We start from the raw sequence: 21213 nt of genomic DNA, 5'->3' as shown, positions 1-21213 counted from the left end.
AAATTACTAACTAGATGTCGCTATATATTCAGGATCAATAGCTGCCTCCTGCTTAGCTTTTGCTCCAAATAGTAGTATGATTGGACTTGCGACAAAAATGGATGAATAGGTTCCAACTAAAACCCCTGTTAACAAAAGCAATGAGAAGTCATGGATCACGAAACCACCAAAGAAAAACAATGCTAGCACTGACAAACCTGTGGTTAGAGAAGTAATCATCGTTCTACTTAACGTGGCATTTAAGCAATTGTTGACTACATCTTTTAATTCTTGGCGAGGATCTAGACGTAAGCCTTCACGAATTCGGTCAAAGACAACGATGGTATCATTAATCGAGTAGCCAGCTACTGTCAGAATAGCCCCTACTGTCGTCAATGAGAATTGATACCCAAGAGCTGTAAAAATTCCTAAAGTAATGGTTACGTCGTGTATAAGCGCAACTATAGCACCAATGGCAAATGAAGTTTCGAAACGCCAAACAATGTAGAGGAAAATCCCAATTAGTCCCAAAGCAAGTGCGACCGCTGAGCTTTTGAAAAACTCCTTACCAATAGACGCTGCTACTTTATCCAACTGCAATCTATCAAATTTAGCATCAGGAAACGCTTCCGTGATTTTCGAATGAACATCTTCAATCACCTCTTTACTAGCCTTAACCGAAAGAATTTCTCCTCCTTCTCCATAAGAATCTTGGTATTGAAAGGTAACAGGTAAAGATCCAGCCGCAGCCTGCAATTCATCGTCGGAAATTTTTTTCTCAAAACTATAGCTAGCTAATGCACCTCCTGCGAAATCAACACCTAGAGAATCGCTTCCTTTATTAACCCAGTTGGCGATGCTTCCCCCAATCAAAACGACTGAGACAATCACAGCAATCCTCCGCATAGACATGAAGTCTATCTTAGTCTTGGTGAGCACATGGGTCATATTGAGTTTGCTAGACTTGTAAAGAGTCATCATCCAATCAAAACAAGCTCTGGTACTTACTAGTGCTGTGAACAAGCTCGATAGAATACCCAGGCATAGAACAATAGCAAATCCTCGAACAGCTCCACTCCCCTGCCAAAACATAAAGAGCGCAGCTATAAATGTCGTAACATTCGCATCAAAAATAGAACTAAAAGCTTTGCTAAACCCAGCCTGGATTGAATTCTTGAGAGGCTTGCCTTCGTCCATCTCCTCGCGAATACGTTCGAAGATCAGGACATTGGCATCTACCGCCATGCCTATGGTTAGAATCACGCCAGCTACACCCGGCAAAGTTAGCGTAAATCCAAATTGAGCGAACAACCCCAGTAAAATCACTAAGTTGAAGACCAATGCCACTACGGCAAAAGCTCCCGCTATACGATAGTAGATGGCCATGAAAACAATCACCAAACAGAATCCAATGACTGCAGCGTTAAAACCATCTTTAACCGAAGCTTTTCCCAAGGTTGGATCTACACCTCGCTCATCTACAATCTTTACAGGCGTTTCTAATGGATTTTCCAGAACGCTAGCAATCTCCTCAGCTTCAGCACGAGTCATATCACCACCTGATATTTGACAAGAGCCGTATATAGCACTCTGTATATTGGGAGCTGTATAAACTTCACGGTCTAGAACAATCGCTAAGCGGCGTCCTATATTCGATGCGGTGAGCTTTCCAAATAAATCGCTACCCTTAGAGTCAAAATTAATAATGACTTCAGGCATTCCTAACTGACCGAGCGTTGGGAAAGCAGTAGTTACGTGCTTACCACCCATCTCTGTCTTCCTAGTGACCAATATTTCTCTTTTAATCCTATTGCCCTCTTTATCTCGATCCCATAGCGGCAGAATTTCATGGTCGAATGGAATTTCTTCCTGGCCTGCTTTGATCTGAGATAAAAGCACCTCATTCTGCGGGTGAACTAACTTGAACTCTAACTTGGCAACGCGCTCCAGGGTGCTTCTATACTTTACTTTATCATTCTGACTTACTCCAGGCACTTGGATAATGATACGATTTTCACCAAGGGGCTGAACCAAAACATCAGAGGTCCCTAATTTATTAAGTCTATCTTCAAATACCTTTTGAGCTTGTTCCAAAGCAGCTGGAGAGATCTCCTTCTTTTTAGTGTCTCCAGCCTCTTCGCTCTCAGTAGCAGTTTGGATCTCCACAATAAATTGAGTTCCACCGCGCAAATCAATTCCCGGTGTAATATTCACCGGCCAGGGCAAAGAACCTGAAGTATCCCCATCGTCAAAACGCACCAAAGACAGGGTGGAAATAGTAATTAAACTGGCAATAAGCCCAAGAGCCACCCAGCGACGGGATCTGTCATATGAGCTAGCCAAGTACCAAACAAAGAAGATTAAAAATAAGAAGGATAATCCTAAAATCGTATAGTCCATAATAAAGCGAAGTTAAGTTTTAAGTGTAAGTACTAAATAGCTACAATAAAAGAAGCATCAATAAAGAAGGTGTTATTTTTTCTCATACCCTTCAGATAGAACCTGTGAAACACTGTTCTTCTGGATTTCAATTTTCACGTTGTCAGCTATCTTTACTACAAACGATTTCTCCTTAACGTTAGCTATGTTTCCGTAGATACCACCGGCGACTATGACATTCGTTCCAGATTTTATCTCAGACACCATTTTGTCATGCTGCTTTTGCTTTTTCATCTGAGGACGAATCAGGATGAAATAAAAGAGCACGATCATAATTAATAAAGGCGCCATACTCATAAGCCCCGCCCCCATTCCTGGCTCCGCATCCTCTGCCGCTTGTGCCAAAATCACCATTCCATCAATCTTCGTCATTACAAACTCTATCATTTTTCGTTACTTTCTGTTCTCGGTTGGTAGTTATTTAGAAAATCATTCGACCACTGATTAAACCGATCTTCGCTTATAGCCACTCTCATCTGCCTCATCAAGTCGAGATAAAAATAAAGATTATGCAGAGTAATTAGCCTTAGGCCAAGAATTTCTTCAGCTTTTAGCAAATGCCTGATGTAAGCTCTTGAGAAACCATGACAAGGGTAGTCCTGGCCAAAGTCCTCTATGGGTTCTTCTGCAAAGCGATTGCTAGCATTTTTCATATTCACTGTGCCCTTGGAGGTATAAGCCGTTCCGTTTCTGGCAACCCGAGTAGGCAGAACACAATCAAACATGTCTATACCCCGAGCCACCATTTTAACTAACTGGTCTGGTTGACCTAACCCCATGGCATACCGTGGCTTATGATGAGGCAAAAAAGGTTCAGTCGCCTCAATTGCCCGTAACATTTCATACTCTGGCTCGCCGACGCTCACCCCTCCAATGGCGTATCCTGGAAAGTCCATTTCCACTAACACCTCCGCGCAAGATTTCCTTAGGTCGTCATAACTGCCACCCTGAATTATTGCAAAAAGTAATTGTTCTTTGGTAGGGCCTCGACCAACACCATCCTGCAATTCCTGCTTGCAAATCCTAGCCCAATCCAACGTGCGATTGACGGCCTGCTCAACTAACCCCTTTTCAGCTGGCCAAGGTGGGCATTCATCAAATACCATCACAACATCAGAACCTAGAGACTGCTGGATTTGTATCGCCTCCTTCGGACCTAAAAACAAATGGCTGCCATCTACATGAGATTGAAAATGCACTCCCTCTGAAGTGATATTCCTTAATTTTGCCAGACTGAAAACCTGGAATCCACCGCTATCGGTTAAGATTGGGCCATCCCAGCTCATAAACTTATGAAGTCCACCTATTGCATCTATCACATCTACGCCCGGTCTGATAAACATGTGATAAGTGTTAGAAAGAATTACCATCGCACCTAAAGCTTTTAACTCTTGGGGAGAGACTGCCTTGACTGTTCCTTGGGTGCCTACAGGCATAAAGCAAGGCGTTTCAATCACACCATGTTCCGTTTTCAGACGACCAAGCCTTGCCCTACTAGAGGCATCCTCTTTTAATAACTTAAATGAGCCTGTTTTCATCTTTGCGAATAAATTGTGTCATAAAGCTGTAACTTTGCTAAAAATCAACGACTTACGTAGATGTGAACAACTTGAAAACAACTTTGCTCGCAGACTACTATCTCGTTGATTACCAACGTTTTAAAGATATAAAACAGGTGGCAACAACTTTTAGAGTTTGTTATTCCATAAACTAAGAAGAATAGAGTATCGATTACAAAGCAAGCAGAAAGCTAAAAACACTCTAATCGCAGTACTTAAAGCAAATGTTGGTATTACTGGTCCGCTGGGGATTCTTCGGAAGCAGGCAACTCAGCAGGGACGGCAGCCCCTCCTCCAGAGGCAGCTGATGCCATTGCAGCCTGTTGGCCTGTTGGACGAATTTGAAATTCTTGAACAATTCTTCTGGCCTCATTGCTTTCCGAAGACAACAGTAGCAACTCACGACTCAACTGGCTGATAGTTCCACTGATGACTCGCGCTTCTTGGATAGCGGGCTGAAGATTATCAACATTCTGCTTCAAAAAGGTTCTTTGTTCCAGCATCTGATAGATCTGGACAGAAGTCATAACACACAGCGCAGCAATCACAATTGTCAAAGGCCAAAAGGAATTGTAAGTCTCATGCGATCTTTGCACTCGCTGAATTTTCATTGTGCCTGTAGATATGTTCGATTTCATGGACAAACTCCCATTAGTTAAATACTTGACCAGATTGAGGCGCGGATGTTCCTGTTTGGGGTAAAGTAACTTTCAGGCGATATTTTGCCAACAAATCGTTCATGTCAGGCTCCTTTTGGGCTGCTTGGGCAAGGCGTATAGCTAGCTGATTGAGCACTGGCTTGGCCTGCTGAGAGCCAGCCACTTGTTGCTGCATTGTAATCACATCCTGATTAAGCTGCTGGTTAACTTGGGAAAGTAAATACTGAGCCACCATGAGTGTGACAAATACCCCTGCCAAAATGTTAACGATAATAAATTGTAACCTGCTCATAAATTTAACAATCGGCTAAAATAAAATATAAAAAAGAATTTTTTTATATAATATTCTGCAAATATGCAAAATAAGATCATTTTTTGCTCTGGGCGATCACAAGATAGAGCTTGCCACATCGACTTTACAACTCCATTCTTCTTCGCTCATGTCTAAGAATAATCCAGGAGAGCAACAGCCAGAATCTGATGAAGCACGCCTAGTTGATGCTGAGAATGAGGCCTGGGATAAAATCAAGGTCCCCATAATTGTTCTAGTAATTGCCTGTTTAGGGGGAACAGGTATTTACCTCTATCAGTGGAATGCAAAACAAAAAGCAGCCATTGAGGCTAGAGGAGCTTTGCTCGAAGCACTTGACAGTGAGGACCAAGAAATATCAAAGCTTGAAGCTCTCGTGAATAACTATGCTTCAGCGCCAGCATCTGCAAATGCACTCCTCAAACTTGCTCAGCTAGCTCAAGAAGAAGGCACATGGGATAAAGCGCTGGAGTATTACGAAGACTTTCTGAGCAGTTTTCCAGAACACCCAGCAACTCCTGCGGTTGAGTATACATTGGGTATGATGCAAGAGTCACTTGGTCAAGTTGAAGAGGCCCAAGCAACATTCCTAGATCTCATAGACCGTACACCCACTCATCCTTTCTTTTCTGCTTCTAGCTACCAAGCAGCCAAAATAGCTCAAAGTAGGGAAGATTTAGCAGGAGCTAGACAGTTACTAACCGAGGTCCTTGCACAAGGATATGGACCTTACACCGGAAAAGCTCAGCAGCTGTTGAATGATCTGCCCACACCGGAAGCCGCTGGAGTTTCTGTAGAACCCTCAGAAAATGCCAGCACTAAAGCTGCCTCAGAGGAAACTGAAACAACAGCTTCCAGCCCTCCTACGGAGTAGACTTTAGCCACTAAATCCCTTGCATGACCAAAATTCTCGCTTTTGACTGCGACTCGACCTTGAGTGCTATTGAAGGTGTAGACGAGCTCGCACGTTTTAAAGGCCAATCCGTCTTTAAACAAGTTGAGTCCCTAACTAACCAGGCGATGAATGGCCAAATATCAGTTGAGGAAGTTTTCGGCAAAAGACTCGAAATGATACGCCCTACAGAAGATGAGTGTCTGAAAATCGGGAAAAAATACATCGAACGTGTTGAACCCACTGCCCTTTACACTATCCATAGCGCTCGGAAAAATGGTTGGACGCCCATCATTATTTCTGGTGGTTTTGTTCCCGTTATTAAGCCTCTAGCCGAATACTTAAATATTGAAACAATCCAAGCAGTCCCATTGCACTTTGATAATCAAGGTAATTATAAGGGCTTTGACTCTCATTACCCCTCTACACGCGATGGCGGGAAAATTGAGATGATCAAAAAGATAAAAGCAGTAAAGCACCCGGAAAAAATCATCATGGTAGGTGACGGCAATAGTGACCTAGAAACACAAAGCGAAGTTGATCTATTCGTTGGCTTCGGAGGTTTTGTTCAACGTCCCAAAGTGAAAACCGGGGCTAAGCACTTTATCCACAAACTCCAGCAAGTCCTACCACTCTTAGGCATTTGAATTTAGCCAAATTTGACCGATAATACTATCTGAGAAATCCCCCTGATATTCTTTGGATATCTTTTACCTTTACAGGCATTAAGCCCATGATAGAGAATCTTGAAAGCGCTATCTACAGACGTGGCAAAAAGATTTTTGACACTATACGTGATCAAACTCCCTCCCTATTCGATACTTCTACTTGGAACGGTAAACTCATGGATTGGTCCATGCAAAACGAGTCTTTTAAAGTGCAGCTACTTCGTTTTGTCGACGTCTTTCCGAGCCTAAAAAATTCTAAGCAGCTAGTCCGCCACATTCAGGAATACTTCGATATCGAGGATTCTACAATTCCAAAACCTGTGAAATGGGGTTCCCGAATATCCAACTTTGGAGGTGCTATCGGAGGTAAAATCATAAGCATAGCAATGGAAAACCAAATGAAAAGTATGTCGCGGCAGTTTATCATTGGCGAGACAATTGAACCCTCTATCAGACGCTTGAGTAGTTTACGTGACCACGGGTATACGTTTATTGTAGATGTCCTTGGCGAGGCCACAGTTAATGAGCAAGAGGCTGAGACTTATATGCAGACCTACCTAGCTCTTTTAACCAATCTACACAAGCAAGAGAATAAATGGCTGTCCTTGCCTAGCGGTTCATCACCAGCCTCTCTTGACTACGGATATAGCCCCAAAGTTCATATCGCAGTTAAAGCAACCGCCCTTTATTCACAATGTCATGCCATAGATTTCGAAAACTCGGTTCAAGCCATTCTTAAACGAATGGAGTGCATTTTTGAACAAGCGATCAAGACCAATGCCTTTATGTGTTTGGATATGGAGTCCTACGAATACAAAGATGTTACTCTAGAAGTCTTTCGAAGACTACGCACTCACCCTCAATTCCGTGATTACCCTCACTTAGGTCTAGCCTTACAAGCTTACCTCAAAGATACCGAAGAGGATGTAAATTTGCTCATGGAATGGGCTAGATCAGAAAACGTTGCTTTTTCCATTCGCCTAGTAAAGGGAGCCTACTGGGATTTTGAAACCGTGTATGCACAACAACAGGGTTGGCAGTCCCCAGTATTCCGGCATAAAGCAGAGACAGACTATGCTTTCGAGAAAATAGCTCAGATCATTCTCATGAATCATAAGCATGTCCGCCTCGACTGTGGCTCACACAATATCAGAAGCATTGCAGCAGTCCTTGAAATGGCCAAGCATCTAGGAGTGCCAGCCAGTCGCTATGAATTTCAAGTGCTCTATGGCATGGCTGAACCAGTTCGCAAGGCTATATTGGATGAGGCGGGCCAAGTCCGACTCTATTGCCCATTTGGAGAGGTCATACCAGGAATGGCATATCTTGTGCGGCGCCTCCTGGAAAATACATCTAACGAATCCTTTTTACGTAACAGCTTCTCTAAGCAACTCGACACAAAACAATTACTAGCCAGTCCTAAGACCAACATACCAACAAACCCTGGACCAACTACAGAAGCAAGGAGCTCAAGCTTCCGTAATGAACCTCTTGCTGATTTCATTTTTCTCAAGACACGTCATAAGTTTACTCAAGCCATACAGGACGTTCGTAATAAGCTAGGTCTACATTGTCCTCTCATCATTGGTGGCAAAGAGATTAAAACCCGAAGGGTTATTACGATCCTAAATCCTAATAACACTGAGGAAGCCATCGGTAGCTCTAGCACAGCCACATCTAACCTCACTGATAAGGCCATTTCAACAGCTAAAAATTACTTTCCCACTTGGTCGAGAAGATCTCCTCTACAGAGAATAAAAATCTTGCGTAGAGCAGCTGAGCTCATGCGCCAGGATGTTTACAAGCTAGCAGCTTGGGAAGTCCTCGAGGTAGGAAAACAGTGGTCACAAGCTTATGCTGATATCACGGAAGCCATTGACTTTCTTGAATACTATAGCAACGAGATGCTTCGTCTTGCTAAAGTGCAAGAACACAATCTAGTTCCTGGCGAAACAAATGATTACCAATACTACCCTCTAGGAGTTTGTGCTGTCATTGCTCCATGGAATTTCCCCATAGCCATTTCTTGTGGCATGACCGCAGCAGCCTTAGCAACTGGCAATACAGTTGTCTTCAAACCTTCAGAAAGAAGCCCCATCACTGCATACCTTTTAGTAAAATACCTCTATGCTGCTGGTATACCTAAAGAAGCTTTACATTTCGTTCCAGGCTACGGCCATGAAATAGGAGACTATCTAGTAGAACACACCGACATCCATCTCATTGCTTTTACAGGCTCTCTCCAAACCGGGTTGCGCATTCAACAAAAAGCCTCCGTTATACAACCGAACCAAGAGCACCTCAAAAGAGTCCTCTGTGAAATGGGAGGTAAAAATGCAATCATTGTAGATGACGATGCAGATCTAGACCAAGCCATTCCAGCGATCCTAGACTCTGCCTTTGCCTTCCAAGGTCAAAAATGCTCTGCATGCTCACGCCTCATAGTTTTAGAAACTATCTATGAAGCGCTAATTGAGAGGCTTGCTAAAGCTGCAAGAGATTTGGCCATAGGCCCCGCTGAATACCCGTCTTATACATTAGGGGCTGTCATTGATGCTCAGGCTCAAAAGACAATTCTAGATTTTCAGAAACTCGCTCAAAAGGAAGGCCACCTCATTTACAAAAGTAAGACCCCAACTCGTTTCCAAGGCTATTTTGTTCCGATCATGATTGTAGATCAAATCTCACCTGAAAATCGCATCGCACAAGAAGAAGTTTTTGGACCATTACTGGCCGTAATGAAAGCTAATGACTTTGATCAAGCAATCGAGTATGCCAATTCAACACGTTTTGCTTTGACTGCTGGTATATTCAGCAGAAGCCCACATCGCCTTGAGCGAGCACGACATGAACTTCAAGCTGGTAATTTATATCTTAATCGAGGATGTACCGGAGCTCTAGTGGGAAGGCAAGCTTTTGGCGGATTTAAAATGTCTGGAGGTGGAACAAAAGCTGGAGGGCCTGACTATCTTTTGCATTTTATGCAACCTAAAACTATTACCGAGAATACTATGCGAAGGGGATTCACTCCAGAATCTTAACTCTTGCATTTAATGACAGGCTAAAGCTATGGCTGATATTCAACTTGTTTAATCGGATATTTTTCCAGATCGCTTCTCAACCCACTTGTAATAGCAAAAGCAAAAGGATTGCCTTCGATGGAACACATCACCATTCCGTTTTGTATTGTTTTTCCAATGCGTAAGACCATTACCTCATCATTTTTAAAAGCTATTTCAATAATAGTTTCCGAGTCTTCAAATAATTTCTTATCTACTGGGCCCAACCAGCTCCTCGCTTTCAAATGAACAAGCCTATCTAGAACATATTGCAAAGCATCATTGTCAATTTCACCTCGTTCGCTCTTCCAAAATTCATCAATCTTAACAAGCTTATTTACATCACCTCTAACCCTCCAGGTAATAGATTGCCAATTATTTTCACTTTGATCTATTAATCCTTTGCTTAGAAAATTCCAGGAGCGCTTATTCAAATAAGCATTCATAAAATCTGACCCAATACTAACTGAATATGGCATAGAAGTATTCCATGCCCTCACTAACAAATTTTGCTCCACACTAAACTCGATCACACTATCAACCCACCCCTCCTCTTCTTTACTAACAATTGTTAGAATACTTTCTGCTATGACGCCTTGTCCTAGACCGGGCTCATGAAATTCTAGTGCTTGGATCTTCCGGAGAGATTTAAGCCATTTTATCACTTCCGATCTTTCTGCCGTGCTCGCTATATTCTCAACCCACCAGTTAGATGATTCTTCTTCGCGCTTAAGCTCAAAAGCCACTTGTCCTTCTAATTCCATTTTCACTTGGTAGATATTTCTAATATCATCTATTGGCAGAAGCCTTCTATCTCGCACTTTATCCAAAAGTCCAGTAACCATATCCATGAAATTAACATGAACCGTAAAGATAAGATCATTTCCCTCAAGTTTAGCGTATAAGAGTTCCTCCATTTCAGGAACAGAATTTCCTATCCATAAAATCTGTTTAGCACCTTGATGATCTTCTATCTGCAGAGCTAATTTTGCTGCAGTGAGTCCAGCATCTACAGCCTGTCCTTTTTCTTGCGAGAGAAAACTCTCTATCTTAGCTGCGTTTAGAGCACTTAGATATTCTTTAACCTTAAGGTCATCAGCTTCAATAGCTAGGGGCCTATCCACCCTCCAATTATTCTGAATTTTTGAGATAGTTAATTCTTGGCCTTCATCTTTTAAGGTCAGTGCTTGAATAAAATCACTATTAATATCAAAGATACTTCGGCTTCTCCACTGATCCAAATCTTTGTTTACCCTGTCTAAAAGAGTCTTGCTAATAACGATTACATCTTCACTTTTTTTAGAGGTTACCAAAGCATAAAAATGGCCTTCTCTGGCAGTTTCCTTACCAATAGATAATTCATAAAATTGATTATTTGAAATCACCTTAATTTTATAACTCGCTGCACTTAATCCATATTCTTCTAAAGCTTTGGCATAGTCTATTAACTGCTCTTTATCCAAAGTCGTCATTCTGCGAGCAAAATCAATCTCTGATAATAACGCATCCATCGCGAGTCGTGATGCTGGATAATCCACAGGTCTCTCTATTAGCCATGCATTCCTGGCTTCTCGAATGAAAGAGAATCCCCCGTATTGATTCGTCACGTCTATTCGACTTATAGTTCCTGAGCCAGTTATAGGAAACACACGCTCATGTCTTTCCTTTTTCTCTTGAGTGCCAGCACTATCTTTTTCGAAAAAATACAAGTAGCAGAGTAGAGCAGTAGCCAATAGCACCAAAATGATCGTTATTCTTGGACTCATTACTTTTCCTAGAAAACCTGACTCAACGCCGCAGCCAGATAAGCATTCCTATACCACCCGATCCCAGCACCACGATTGCTAGTGCAACAAATAGCATAGAATACTGGGTTGGTGTCAATTCGACTGTAAACTCTTCTGGAGTTTTAGGTGCTATCCCTAGTAACTCCTCTTTTCCTAGCATCCAATTCATCGCATTTAGAAATAAATCCACGTTATAAATATTTTTTGATAAATTCTGATTCACTAAAAAACCAGCACTGCCCATAGCCAAAGCTTTCATTTCATTAAGTTGCACCTCACCACCTGAAACACTCCCGGCATCCACGAGCACCGCTAGCGTTAAGGGCCCCTTCTTATCTCGCTCTTCTTGGTAGCCTAAGGGCTCTTCCCTAGGATTTGTTTCTCCCCAAAAAGCAGCAGATGTCTTCAATAATTCTGTTACAGTTAGATTTTCTCGTACCAGGCCTTGTCCAACTTCCAAAGACTGGGAAATACCTAAGGAAATATTTTCTACATAGTCGCCTATCCAAGAGGTTGCAGGATGGTCAGCATATTCAGAAACTCTTCCATCAACCAAAATACGAGGCTCTCCTAACAAAGTGATTTCTCTCATAACCATATCGTTACTGAATTTGACTCCGTAGGCCGTGAGTAACTCTTCCATACCTGAGTGACTTTGTGGGTCTAACAACAAAATAAGCCTACCAGGTTTATCTCCCCCACGATTTAGATAAGCCTTTATACTATCGATTTCAAAGGGCTGAAATGGCGCTTTAGGACCCGCTATCACTAACAAATCTGCATTCTCTGGAATTTCATGCACCTGAGATAAAGCAATTTTTTGAATTTCCACATTCTGCCTTCTAATATAAGAAGTAAGCATAGAATAACCACGAGGATCTTCGCTTGTGCTAAGTGGATCATATTCACCATGCCCCGTAGTGAAATAGGCCTGACGTTCTGGGCCTGAAATGAGCCCATATATAGCCGAGGACAATAGCTGCTCGCCTTTGAAAGATAACAGCCTAGGAATTTGTCCATCATAGACATTACCCATTTGTACTTCTGCCATATCCATGATTCTTAATACTCTATATTTTCCATCATATTGCACGATGATTACATCTTCATTCGTATCGAGACTAAACTCGTCAACCAATTGCAATGCTTTCTGTTGATTCACATACGGATCTATCCAAGTTAGCTTTATACTATCACCTGCAAGATAACGATATTCTTCAACTAAACGCTCTAGTCCAGGCCGCACAATCTGAGCCACTGGATCAGCCTCAAATGCTATGTAAAAAGTAATCTGCACTTGACCTGGAAGATTTTTTAATAGCTTCTGGGTAATTTCTGAAACCTCAGCAGTGTTATTCAACCCCATATGCATACGGTAATATCTTTTTATGCTCAGAGAGTTGACAGAAAGAAAAATAAAAAGGACCGCCACCATCACGATGCCGTAATTCAATTTCGAGTAAAATTTTTGATTTTTCTTAGCCATACTGACCTTTCTATGACTTAAATTTTCGCGAAATTAAATTACCATAAGTCAATGTCAGGAATAGCATGGTTCCAGACAGGTGAAAGATCACAGGCCTCGTGTCAAAGGTTCCCCTGGCAAATTCCCACATATGATAAGGGGAAAAAAAGTAACGTACTTGGTTTATTTTATCAGCGTCTGCATCTTGAGTGAACGCACTAGGAAGAAAAAGCATCAAGCTAATGAAGGTGAAAGTAATGACGGCAGAAATGATCTGATTAGAACTTAGGGACGAAGCAAATACTCCGACAGAGACATAAAACATACCAATCAATAAAACCATCAAATAGCAGAGCCCCAGAGCGGCCCATTGAACAGGGATAGTAAAATCTGTAATTACCTGAAAGGCTAAGAAATAGATAGCTGTCGGCGCCCAAAGCAAAATATACATAAAAACACCTGCGAAAAATTTCGCCAACACAATATCCCATTCCAAAACAGGGGCTGTAAGTAACATTTCAATAGTGCCCGCTCGGTATTCCTCAGAGAAAAGTCTCATCGTAATAACTGGTATAAGTGTCACAATACAAAACCAGTAAAAAGCCGAGAGAAAAAACCTCTGCATAATTCCATAGAGCTGAGGCCCTCTAGCGACCTCAAGAACATTGACCCAAAAAATGGCCGCTGTGACTAATGAAAATAGGAACAACAAAACATAAGCTAAAGGAGAGAACAGAAAAGCACTTAACTCGCGTCTTAGCTGAACCCAAAAGGCAGCACTCACTTAGCAAACTCCATCATTCTTCTGTTAGCTCCACAAAAACATCTTCCAGGCTTGCCTTGATCATGCGAAATTCTCTTAGGTCCCAATTCTTATCTTTTATAAGCTGATCCACAGGTCCGCGTATTTCTTTACCCGGTTTTATTAGACACTCTAATTTCAGCCAACCTTCGCTGTCTTGTAAAACATTGGTGACAGCCACTGCCTCTAATGCATTCAAAGCTCTGAGAGCACTCTCCTTATTTGTCTTAATTTCTAAAATTAAGGCACCACCTTCCACCTTGGCTTGCAAGTTTTGTATGGAGTCTGAGGCTTCAATTTTGCCTTTGTTAATAATAATGGCTCGACTGCACATAGCTTCTACCTCTGAAAGAATATGCGTAGAAAGTAAAATAGTATGATCTGTTCCCAGTTCCTTGATTAAGTCTCTAACAGAGCGAATCTGTTTAGGATCCAAACCGGCTGTTGGCTCGTCTAAAATTAATAATTCAGGATCATGCACAAGAGCATCTGCAAGGGCTACCCTTTGTCTAAATCCCCTAGACAGCTTAGCAATATGCTTCTTTCTAACATCAGCAACCGCGCAGCGATCCATGGCATCATTAACAGATGAACGCAACTGTTTTCTACGCACTCCTTTTAAAGCTGCTCGATAGGACAGAAAATCCTGGACGCTCATATCCTTATACAAAGGAACATTTTCGGGCATATAGCCTATTTTTTTTCTCAACTCCAGAGACTGAGTAAGGAGATCACATTCAGCGACCTTAACATTCCCTGAACTAGCCGGCAGATAACCTGCTAGAATCCTCATGGTCGTACTTTTACCCGCCCCATTTGGTCCTAAGAATCCTACAATTTCACCTTTCTCAACATGAAAACTGATATTCCGGACTGCTTCAACCCCGGCATATTTTTTTGTTAGGTGCTCAACTTCTATCATAGAAAAACTCTATTAATGAAAACTCTCACTTTGAAGCATCATTAAATAAGCACAAAGGTAAAAACCATCTATCACATGTCAAGCATGTCGCATCTGCTATTTTGACATTGATGAATACAGCTATTACAAAGAACCTTTTGTGAAGATAGTTTTGGACTCAGATTGTCCACAAGAAATTCAAATTAATGCTAGTAAAATACGCTAAGATCCGAATTTTTTATCTCTTTCTTTTTTCTTCTGAAGTTTGTGACGACCCTTTTCTTTGAGTTTAGTCTTACGCTTACGAAGCTGTCTAGCTAACTTGTCTACTATTTTATCAGTTGCTGCTAGGAGGTCTCGGTCATACTGCTCGAGATGAATGTCAGGTCCTGGCACTCCAAGATGCACTTTAACACCATACTGTTTTGTTGGGGCTTTCGCACCTTCGTCATGAACTAGAACCACGTGAGCACCAATAATATCATCCGTCAGGTGCTCTACATGCGAGAGTTTATCAGCTACGAAGGCATTTAATTTAGCAGTTAATTTTAGACCATGTGCACTTAAGTGAATACGCATAACTGTTATCTTAACCTAACTAAACAGCACGTCCATTTTATTCGCGCCTATACAGCCTTACCTAGAGCTTATTTTTCAACACAGCTTTGCGCTCAGCCTCCTTACGCAAACAGGCCTTCATAACTTGGCCAATTACCCATCTTCTCAACCCCCGCGGAGCTAATTCCATAGCCAAGGAAGACACCCGTTGGTAAAGTGAGCTCCAGCCGAGAGCAGCACCCTTTTCAACCAAAGCTAGCCCTTTTTCGACCACCGGTTCTACCGCTTGTGTTGCCGCAAAAAAACGTGGATCAACGCCGGCTGCTTGTTGAAATTCAGTATCAACCGGTCCAGGACATAAACAACAAACCTTTACTCCACGGGTCTTCATTTCTTCATGAACCGCCTCTGATAACGATATGACATAGGCTTTGGTTGCTGCGTAAACAGAAAAATGAGGCACAGGAGAAAAACCTGCGGTAGAAGCTACGTTAAGTATAAATCCGCGTTTACGCGCAGTCATTTCAGGTAAAAACAACTGCATCATTTCAGTAAATGCCACAACATTCACCTGCATCATGCGCAAAACCTGATCATTCGAAAGATCCCTTAAATCAATTTGAAAACCCAAACCCGCATTATTAACCACTCCATCAATCCACCAGCCTTTTTCTCGACAAACTTTGCGCAACCTCGCTGCGGCACCAACTTCGGCCAAGTCCATAGACACTGTCTCAACTTTGACTCGATCTGACAATAAGTCTCCCGCTAGCGCCTTTAGCCGATCCTCCCTTCTAGCAGTAAGAACCAAGGATCTACCCTTTTTCGCATAGGCTCGGGCAAACCCAACCCCTAAACCGCTACTCGCACCTGTAACTAAAACATAAGGCTCACTCATCCGGCCCATTGAGCATCATCTTGATCTATGAGACAAGCATAGAACACTCCAAAATCCTCAAAATATGAATCGCGAGTTTTATTTAATAAAGAGCTAGCCGAACTCGACTTCCTAACCTATAACGGATCACTTATGGAAATAGCCGACAGAGTAAAGACTTTGACCCCGTCAGTGTCCTTAGCCATATCTGCCAAAGCCAAAGCCCTCAAAGCTAGTGGCGAGGATGTGATAGGATTTGGAGCTGGAGAACCAGATTTCGATACCCCAGAGCATATCAAAGCAGCCGCTATGGGTGCTATTGATGCCGGATTCACAAAATATACGCCCGCATCAGGTATTCCCGAACTGCGTGAGGCCATCGCAGATAAATTGCACACAGATAACGCCCTTGATTATGAACCACATCAAATCATTGTCAGTTGCGGCGCCAAGCACTCTGTTTTTAATGCCCTGCTGGCCACTATTAATCCGGGAGACGAAGTTCTTATTCCTGCACCTTATTGGTTGAGCTATCCAGAAATGGTACGGGTTGCAGGAGGAGAGCCTATCATTGTTCCTACAAACAGAGAAAATGCTTACAAGCTTACACCTGACCAATTTTTGGAACACATGAGCCCGCTCACCAAAATGGTAATTATCAATTCCCCCGGGAATCCCACGGGGACAGTCTATACAGAGAATGAACTCGCTGCACTTGCTGAAGTAGCACTCGATGAGGAGATCTTGATTCTTTCTGACGAAATCTATGAAAAACTAGTCTATGACGATTGCAAGCATGTCTCGCTCGCTAGCTTTAGTAAACAAGTGTATGATAACACCATAGTGGTAAACGGCTTCAGTAAGGCATATGCCATGACAGGCTGGAGACTCGGCTACCTCGCTGCACCAACGGAGCTAGCGCGTGCAATCAACTCAATGCAAAGCCATACGACTTCCAATCCAACCTCATTTGCCCAACGTGGGGGATGGGCAGCTCTCAAAAGTCCCCAAGATTGTGTGGATGAAATGAGAACAACTTACGACGCAAGACGCAAGTTAATGTGCCAGAAACTAGATAGTATTAATGCCCTAAGCTATGTTAAACCTCAAGGTGCTTTTTATGTCATGGTAGATATTTCTGAGATGAATATGGCATCCACAGATTTTGCTGAAAGACTCCTGGAAAGCAAACAAGTGGCCGTTGTGCCAGGTGCTGCGTTCGGCGATGACAATACAGTGCGCCTATCTTACGCTTGCAGCAATGATGACATTGAAAAGGGGTTAGACAGATTAGCAGACTTCTGCGCCTAAGAGATTAAGCGGCTTTTTATATTGTAAGGGCAGGTTATATATCTGCCCTTTTTCATTTTGTGCGAAGCGCTCTATAAATTCTACAACTTGACCATGACAACTGGAATGATGATGATGAAGTATGCCTTCTTTTATCGTTAGCAAATCAATTCTCGTAGATACCTCACAAGAGAATGTCTATGACACTCTCCGAGACTTCAAACAATGGCCAGCCTGGTCTCCTTGGATCATTGTTGAGCCTGACTGTCAGCTTGACTATGCCTCAGATGGAAATAGTTACACGTGGGATGGATCAGTCATTGGCACAGGAGATATAAAAATCACCAGTGAAGAGAAGCCTCATATCATCCGATACCAAATATCCTTTGTAAAACCCTTCAAATCGTCATCTGAAGTAACCCTTCGCCTGGAACCAGTGGATAATTACATCAAGATTACTTGGACCCTTTATGGTTCACTTCCCATTTTTCTATTTTGGATGAAACCAATGATGCGAGCCTCTGTAGGTATGGATTATTTACGAGGTCTGAACATGCTTAAAGATTACTTAGAAAAAGGCAGTGTTTCCACTGCCCTAACTTTTATCGGAGAAGAAATATTTCCAGGCTTTTCCTACATCGGTATTCGTAAGCAAAGCCCAATCCAAGAAATAGCTAAAGAAATGGAGAAGGATTTTGAAAAACTAAACACACTATCCAAGGAATTAAGCATACAGCAAGATGTGAAAGCTTTTTCCATCTACCACAAATGGGACATCGTAAATGCAACATGCAACTACACTGTAGGATTTCCTCTTAGTCAGGAAACTAGCTCCATACCACAGGATTTCACTATGGGAAAAATTCCAAGCTGCCAAGTATACACTGTGAAGCACAAGGGACCTTATCGGCATATCGGGAATGCCTGGTCCGCAGTGATGATGCGTTCGCAATCTCGTATTCTCAAACAGAAAACCAACATTCATCCATTTGAAATTTATGAGAATAGCCCCAAGAATACGGCAGAGAATGCCCTCATTACTAAGGTCCACTTTCCTATCAAGTAGAGATACTAACGAGAATATGGCTTATAAATTATTTTTTAAAATAAATAGTTGACTAATTAGTATACTATTATTATGTTCATGTCATGATAACCGTCCAAAGAAACTCATTAATTAAGTCATATCAAGCAACCTACGGCCCTTTGGATATCATTTCGAAGAGCAACTTTAGTGTAGACGGCAGTCATACTGCCGCTATAAAAGCAAAAAAAATTCAAAGAAGAATTAATCGGGAATCCATACAAAAGAAACCACTTCTATTTTTAGGCAGTTAATAAGTAGACAACCAGTCAATTATATTAATCTTTAATGAGATACACATACGATGAAAACACTTGAGGGAAAAACCGCACTCATTACCGGAGGCACATCTGGAATTGGCAGAGCCTCAGCCATCACTTTAGCGCAAGCGGGCGCACAAGTAGTCGTCACAGGACGCCGCGAGAATGAAGGACTAGAAACAGTTAAGTTAGTTCAGGACGTTGGCGGTGAGGCGCTTTTTGTTAAATCTGATGTACTCCAAGAAGACCAGATCAAAGATAGTGTAGAGGAGACCGTTTCAAAATTTGGCAGATTGGACATTGCGTTAAACAATGCTGGGGTAGAAATTGCCGGCCCTATTCCTGAAGTTCAGGAGGCTGATTATCGCAGAATTTTTGATATCAATGTCTGGGGCGTGCTAGCTTCCATGAAATACCAGATTCCCGTAATGCTAGAGAATGGAGGAGGTTCCATTATCAATGTTTCCAGCGTTGCGGGTAAGGTAGGGATTGCGGGAGTCTCAATCTATGTAGCAAGCAAGCATGCGGTAGAAGGACTTACCAAAGTAGCCGCTTTAGAGTATGCAAAAGAAGGCCTTAGAGTGAATGCCATAGCCCCTGGGCTTATTGACACTGACATGGCAGATCGATTTGCCGGAAAGGAAGGCGAACAAAGAGAATACATGAATAGCTTTCATCCGATTGGGAGAAGCGGAAAAGTCAATGAGGTTTCCGATGCCGTTCTCTGGCTAGCTGGGGATACCTCAAGCTTTGTTACTGGTCACAGCCTCTCGGTAGACGGTGGATGGACCGCCCAATAATTTCCCAAAATCTATATTTAACGCGCATTATGAATACAAATACATCACAACTATTAAATCCTTATAAACTAAATGATCTTGAACTAGCTAATAGAGTGGCCATGGCCCCTATGACTCGAGCACGGGCTGGAGAATCTAGAGTAGCGAATTCCTTAATGGCCAAATACTATGCACAAAGGGCAGACACAGGCCTTCTCATCACAGAAGCAACGACCATATCCCCACAAGCTAATGGCTGGGTGCAATCACCAGGAATCTATACTGACCAAATGACTGATGGATGGAAGCAGGTAGTTGATGCAGTGCATAAAAAGAATGGAAAAATCTTTATGCAATTATGGCATTGCGGAAGAGCATCGCACAGTAGTTTTCATCATGGGAACCCGCCAGTGGCACCATCTGCTATAAAAATGAATCAGGAGTATGTGCATACCCCTAAGGGTAAAGAAACCCCCGAAACCCCAAGGGCATTAGAAACAGATGAAATACCTGGGATCGTTGAAGATTATCGAAATGCTTCGGAAAGTGCTAAGAAAGCCGGCTTTGATGGAGTCGAAATCCATGCAGCAAATGGGTATCTAGTTGATGAATTTTTACAAGCCAAAACAAACCATCGCACAGATCAATATGGTGGTAGTAAAGAGAATCGTTACCGATTTTTAGATGAGATTGTCAAAGCTGTCATGCAGATTTGGCCATCCAATCGCGTGGGAGTCCGAATCTCCCCAAACGGAGTATTTAATGACATGGGATCTGAAGATTATCATGAGCAATTTGCCTATGTTGCCGAGCAGCTCAACCAATATCATTTGGCCTATCTACATGTCATGGATGGTTTAGGCTTTGGCTTCCATGAGCTAGGAGAAGCCATGACTTTAAGGGATTTACGGAAAGTTTTTAATGGACCGTTGATGGGAAACTGCGGCTACGATTTACAAACAGCAACGGCAGCTGTAGCAGACGGACATGCAGATATGATTGCAATCGGTCGACCTTTCATCAGCAATCCAGATCTTATCAGACGCTATCAAGAAGGCCTAGCTCTTAATCCAGAGGCAGATGTGAAAGACTGGTATAGCCCAACTGGGTCTACTGGTTATACGGATTTCCCTATCCTAGCAGAATCAGAAACTTCGTAATTGATGTCTTGCTCTTAGTCTACTCGCTAAATGCTTATACATACTTTTGAGAGAACAGTTCCACTTAATTTGCGACAGAGAGTCGATAAATTACTAAGACATAGTAAAAAGGGTTCATTTTGTACCGAACGTTCAGTATAAAATCCTATGCCAACATTCAAGATCGATGATGACAAACTTGTTTCTAAAATTTCAGAAGTATTCAGAAAACTAGGCTATGAAGGAGCAAGTATGACCGCACTAACAGAGGCAACAGGTCTTCAACGAGCCAGTTTATATCACCGCTTTCCTGATGGTAAACAAGCCATGGCAAATATTGTGATCCAGCAGGCCTCTCAGAATCTAAAAAGACAGCTTTCTGCTCTAAACAAAAATACGTCTTTAAATCATGAAGAAAAATTGAAGACATTTAAGTGTATACTTTCAGATTTTTACTGCCAAGGCCACCTGCCTTGTGTAATCGACTCCATGAGCTACGACTTAAATAATTACACGCACGCAGCAATTTTGAAGGAGTCTATTTCAGCTCTTATCGATGAACTTCGCATCATAGCTATGGATGCAGGATTAACCATTCAAGAATCTAGTGACTGGTCTATTATACATTAAATACCATTCAAGGCTCACTAGTGATGAGTCGGGCTCTGGATGAGCCAGAGATTTTCCAAAATACAATAAATAAACT

General features: G+C 42.2%; 19 protein-coding genes. 8 read left to right on the top strand and 11 right to left on the bottom strand.

All coding sequences use genetic code 11. The features are described 5' to 3' along the window. Positions 1-6: 6 nt before the first annotated feature. The 5 genes from secD to AAGA18_01730 form a co-directional block, all read right to left on the bottom strand. Complete coding sequence (gene secD, locus AAGA18_01750) at positions 7-2379, bottom strand: protein translocase subunit SecD (GenBank protein ID MEM9444051.1); 2373 nt, start codon at positions 2377-2379, stop codon at positions 7-9. Positions 2380-2451: 72 nt separating this feature from the next. Then, positions 2452-2805: a preprotein translocase subunit YajC gene (yajC, locus tag AAGA18_01745; protein ID MEM9444050.1), complete on the bottom strand. Its 354-nt coding sequence runs from the start codon at positions 2803-2805 to the stop codon at positions 2452-2454. Then, complete coding sequence (tgt, locus tag AAGA18_01740) at positions 2802-3956, bottom strand: tRNA guanosine(34) transglycosylase Tgt (GenBank protein MEM9444049.1); 1155 nt, start codon at positions 3954-3956, stop codon at positions 2802-2804. The genes yajC and tgt overlap by 4 nt, the downstream gene beginning before the upstream one ends. A gap of 254 nt (positions 3957-4210) precedes the next feature. Next, positions 4211-4615: a hypothetical protein gene (locus tag AAGA18_01735; GenBank protein MEM9444048.1), complete on the bottom strand. Its 405-nt coding sequence runs from the start codon at positions 4613-4615 to the stop codon at positions 4211-4213. A 13-nt stretch (positions 4616-4628) separates the two neighbouring features. Further along, entirely contained in the window at positions 4629-4928 is a 300-nt protein-coding gene (locus AAGA18_01730; protein MEM9444047.1) for a hypothetical protein, read from the bottom strand. A gap of 148 nt (positions 4929-5076) precedes the next feature. Here AAGA18_01730 and AAGA18_01725 point away from each other — a divergent pair, with 148 nt between their 5' ends. The 3 genes from AAGA18_01725 to AAGA18_01715 all read left to right on the top strand — a co-directional run bounded on the left by AAGA18_01725 (position 5077) and on the right by AAGA18_01715 (position 9547). Beyond that, positions 5077-5820 (top strand): tetratricopeptide repeat protein, encoded by a 744-nt coding sequence (locus AAGA18_01725; GenBank protein MEM9444046.1) that lies wholly within the window; start codon positions 5077-5079, stop codon positions 5818-5820. A gap of 23 nt (positions 5821-5843) precedes the next feature. Beyond that, positions 5844-6485: an HAD-IB family phosphatase gene (locus AAGA18_01720; protein ID MEM9444045.1), complete on the top strand. Its 642-nt coding sequence runs from the start codon at positions 5844-5846 to the stop codon at positions 6483-6485. 86 nt (positions 6486-6571) lie between these two features. Then, positions 6572-9547 (top strand): proline dehydrogenase family protein, encoded by a 2976-nt coding sequence (locus tag AAGA18_01715; GenBank protein MEM9444044.1) that lies wholly within the window; start codon positions 6572-6574, stop codon positions 9545-9547. Between the two features lie 26 nt (positions 9548-9573). On the opposite strand, the gene AAGA18_01710 is transcribed toward AAGA18_01715, so the two are convergent. From AAGA18_01710 to AAGA18_01685, 6 genes are all read right to left on the bottom strand, one after another. Then, on the bottom strand, positions 9574-11331 hold the full coding sequence (locus tag AAGA18_01710; protein ID MEM9444043.1) for a DUF4340 domain-containing protein: 1758 nt from the start codon (positions 11329-11331) through the stop codon (positions 9574-9576). Between the two features lie 22 nt (positions 11332-11353). Continuing rightward, the gene (locus tag AAGA18_01705; protein MEM9444042.1) at positions 11354-12838 is read right to left on the bottom strand and encodes a GldG family protein; all 1485 of its coding nucleotides are present in this window, start codon (positions 12836-12838) and stop codon (positions 11354-11356) included. Positions 12839-12848: 10 nt separating this feature from the next. Then, positions 12849-13601: an ABC transporter permease subunit gene (locus AAGA18_01700; GenBank protein ID MEM9444041.1), complete on the bottom strand. Its 753-nt coding sequence runs from the start codon at positions 13599-13601 to the stop codon at positions 12849-12851. A gap of 13 nt (positions 13602-13614) precedes the next feature. Further along, entirely contained in the window at positions 13615-14541 is a 927-nt protein-coding gene (locus AAGA18_01695; GenBank protein ID MEM9444040.1) for an ATP-binding cassette domain-containing protein, read from the bottom strand. Between the two features lie 201 nt (positions 14542-14742). Beyond that, on the bottom strand, positions 14743-15099 hold the full coding sequence (raiA, locus tag AAGA18_01690) for a ribosome-associated translation inhibitor RaiA (protein MEM9444039.1): 357 nt from the start codon (positions 15097-15099) through the stop codon (positions 14743-14745). Between the two features lie 61 nt (positions 15100-15160). Beyond that, positions 15161-15976, bottom strand: a complete 816-nt coding sequence (locus AAGA18_01685; GenBank protein ID MEM9444038.1) for an SDR family oxidoreductase — start codon at positions 15974-15976, stop codon at positions 15161-15163. A 132-nt stretch (positions 15977-16108) separates the two neighbouring features. Between AAGA18_01685 and AAGA18_01680 the strand changes: the two genes are divergently transcribed. From AAGA18_01680 to AAGA18_01660, 5 genes are all read left to right on the top strand, one after another. Next, positions 16109-17266, top strand: a complete 1158-nt coding sequence (locus AAGA18_01680; protein ID MEM9444037.1) for a pyridoxal phosphate-dependent aminotransferase — start codon at positions 16109-16111, stop codon at positions 17264-17266. Positions 17267-17387: 121 nt separating this feature from the next. Further along, entirely contained in the window at positions 17388-18311 is a 924-nt protein-coding gene (locus AAGA18_01675) for an SRPBCC family protein (GenBank protein ID MEM9444036.1), read from the top strand. 322 nt (positions 18312-18633) lie between these two features. After that, entirely contained in the window at positions 18634-19389 is a 756-nt protein-coding gene (locus AAGA18_01670; protein MEM9444035.1) for an SDR family oxidoreductase, read from the top strand. Positions 19390-19418: 29 nt separating this feature from the next. Next, positions 19419-20528, top strand: a complete 1110-nt coding sequence (locus AAGA18_01665) for an alkene reductase (GenBank protein ID MEM9444034.1) — start codon at positions 19419-19421, stop codon at positions 20526-20528. A 147-nt stretch (positions 20529-20675) separates the two neighbouring features. Continuing rightward, on the top strand, positions 20676-21137 hold the full coding sequence (locus AAGA18_01660; protein ID MEM9444033.1) for a TetR/AcrR family transcriptional regulator: 462 nt from the start codon (positions 20676-20678) through the stop codon (positions 21135-21137). The last annotated feature ends 76 nt before the right edge of the window (positions 21138-21213 follow it).

This window comes from Verrucomicrobiota bacterium (assembly GCA_039192515.1).
Taxonomy (GTDB): Bacteria; Verrucomicrobiota; Verrucomicrobiia; order Methylacidiphilales; family JBCCWR01; genus JBCCWR01.
Note: the sequence above shows the minus strand (reverse complement) of the source record. Positions and strands in the feature narration are given on the sequence as shown.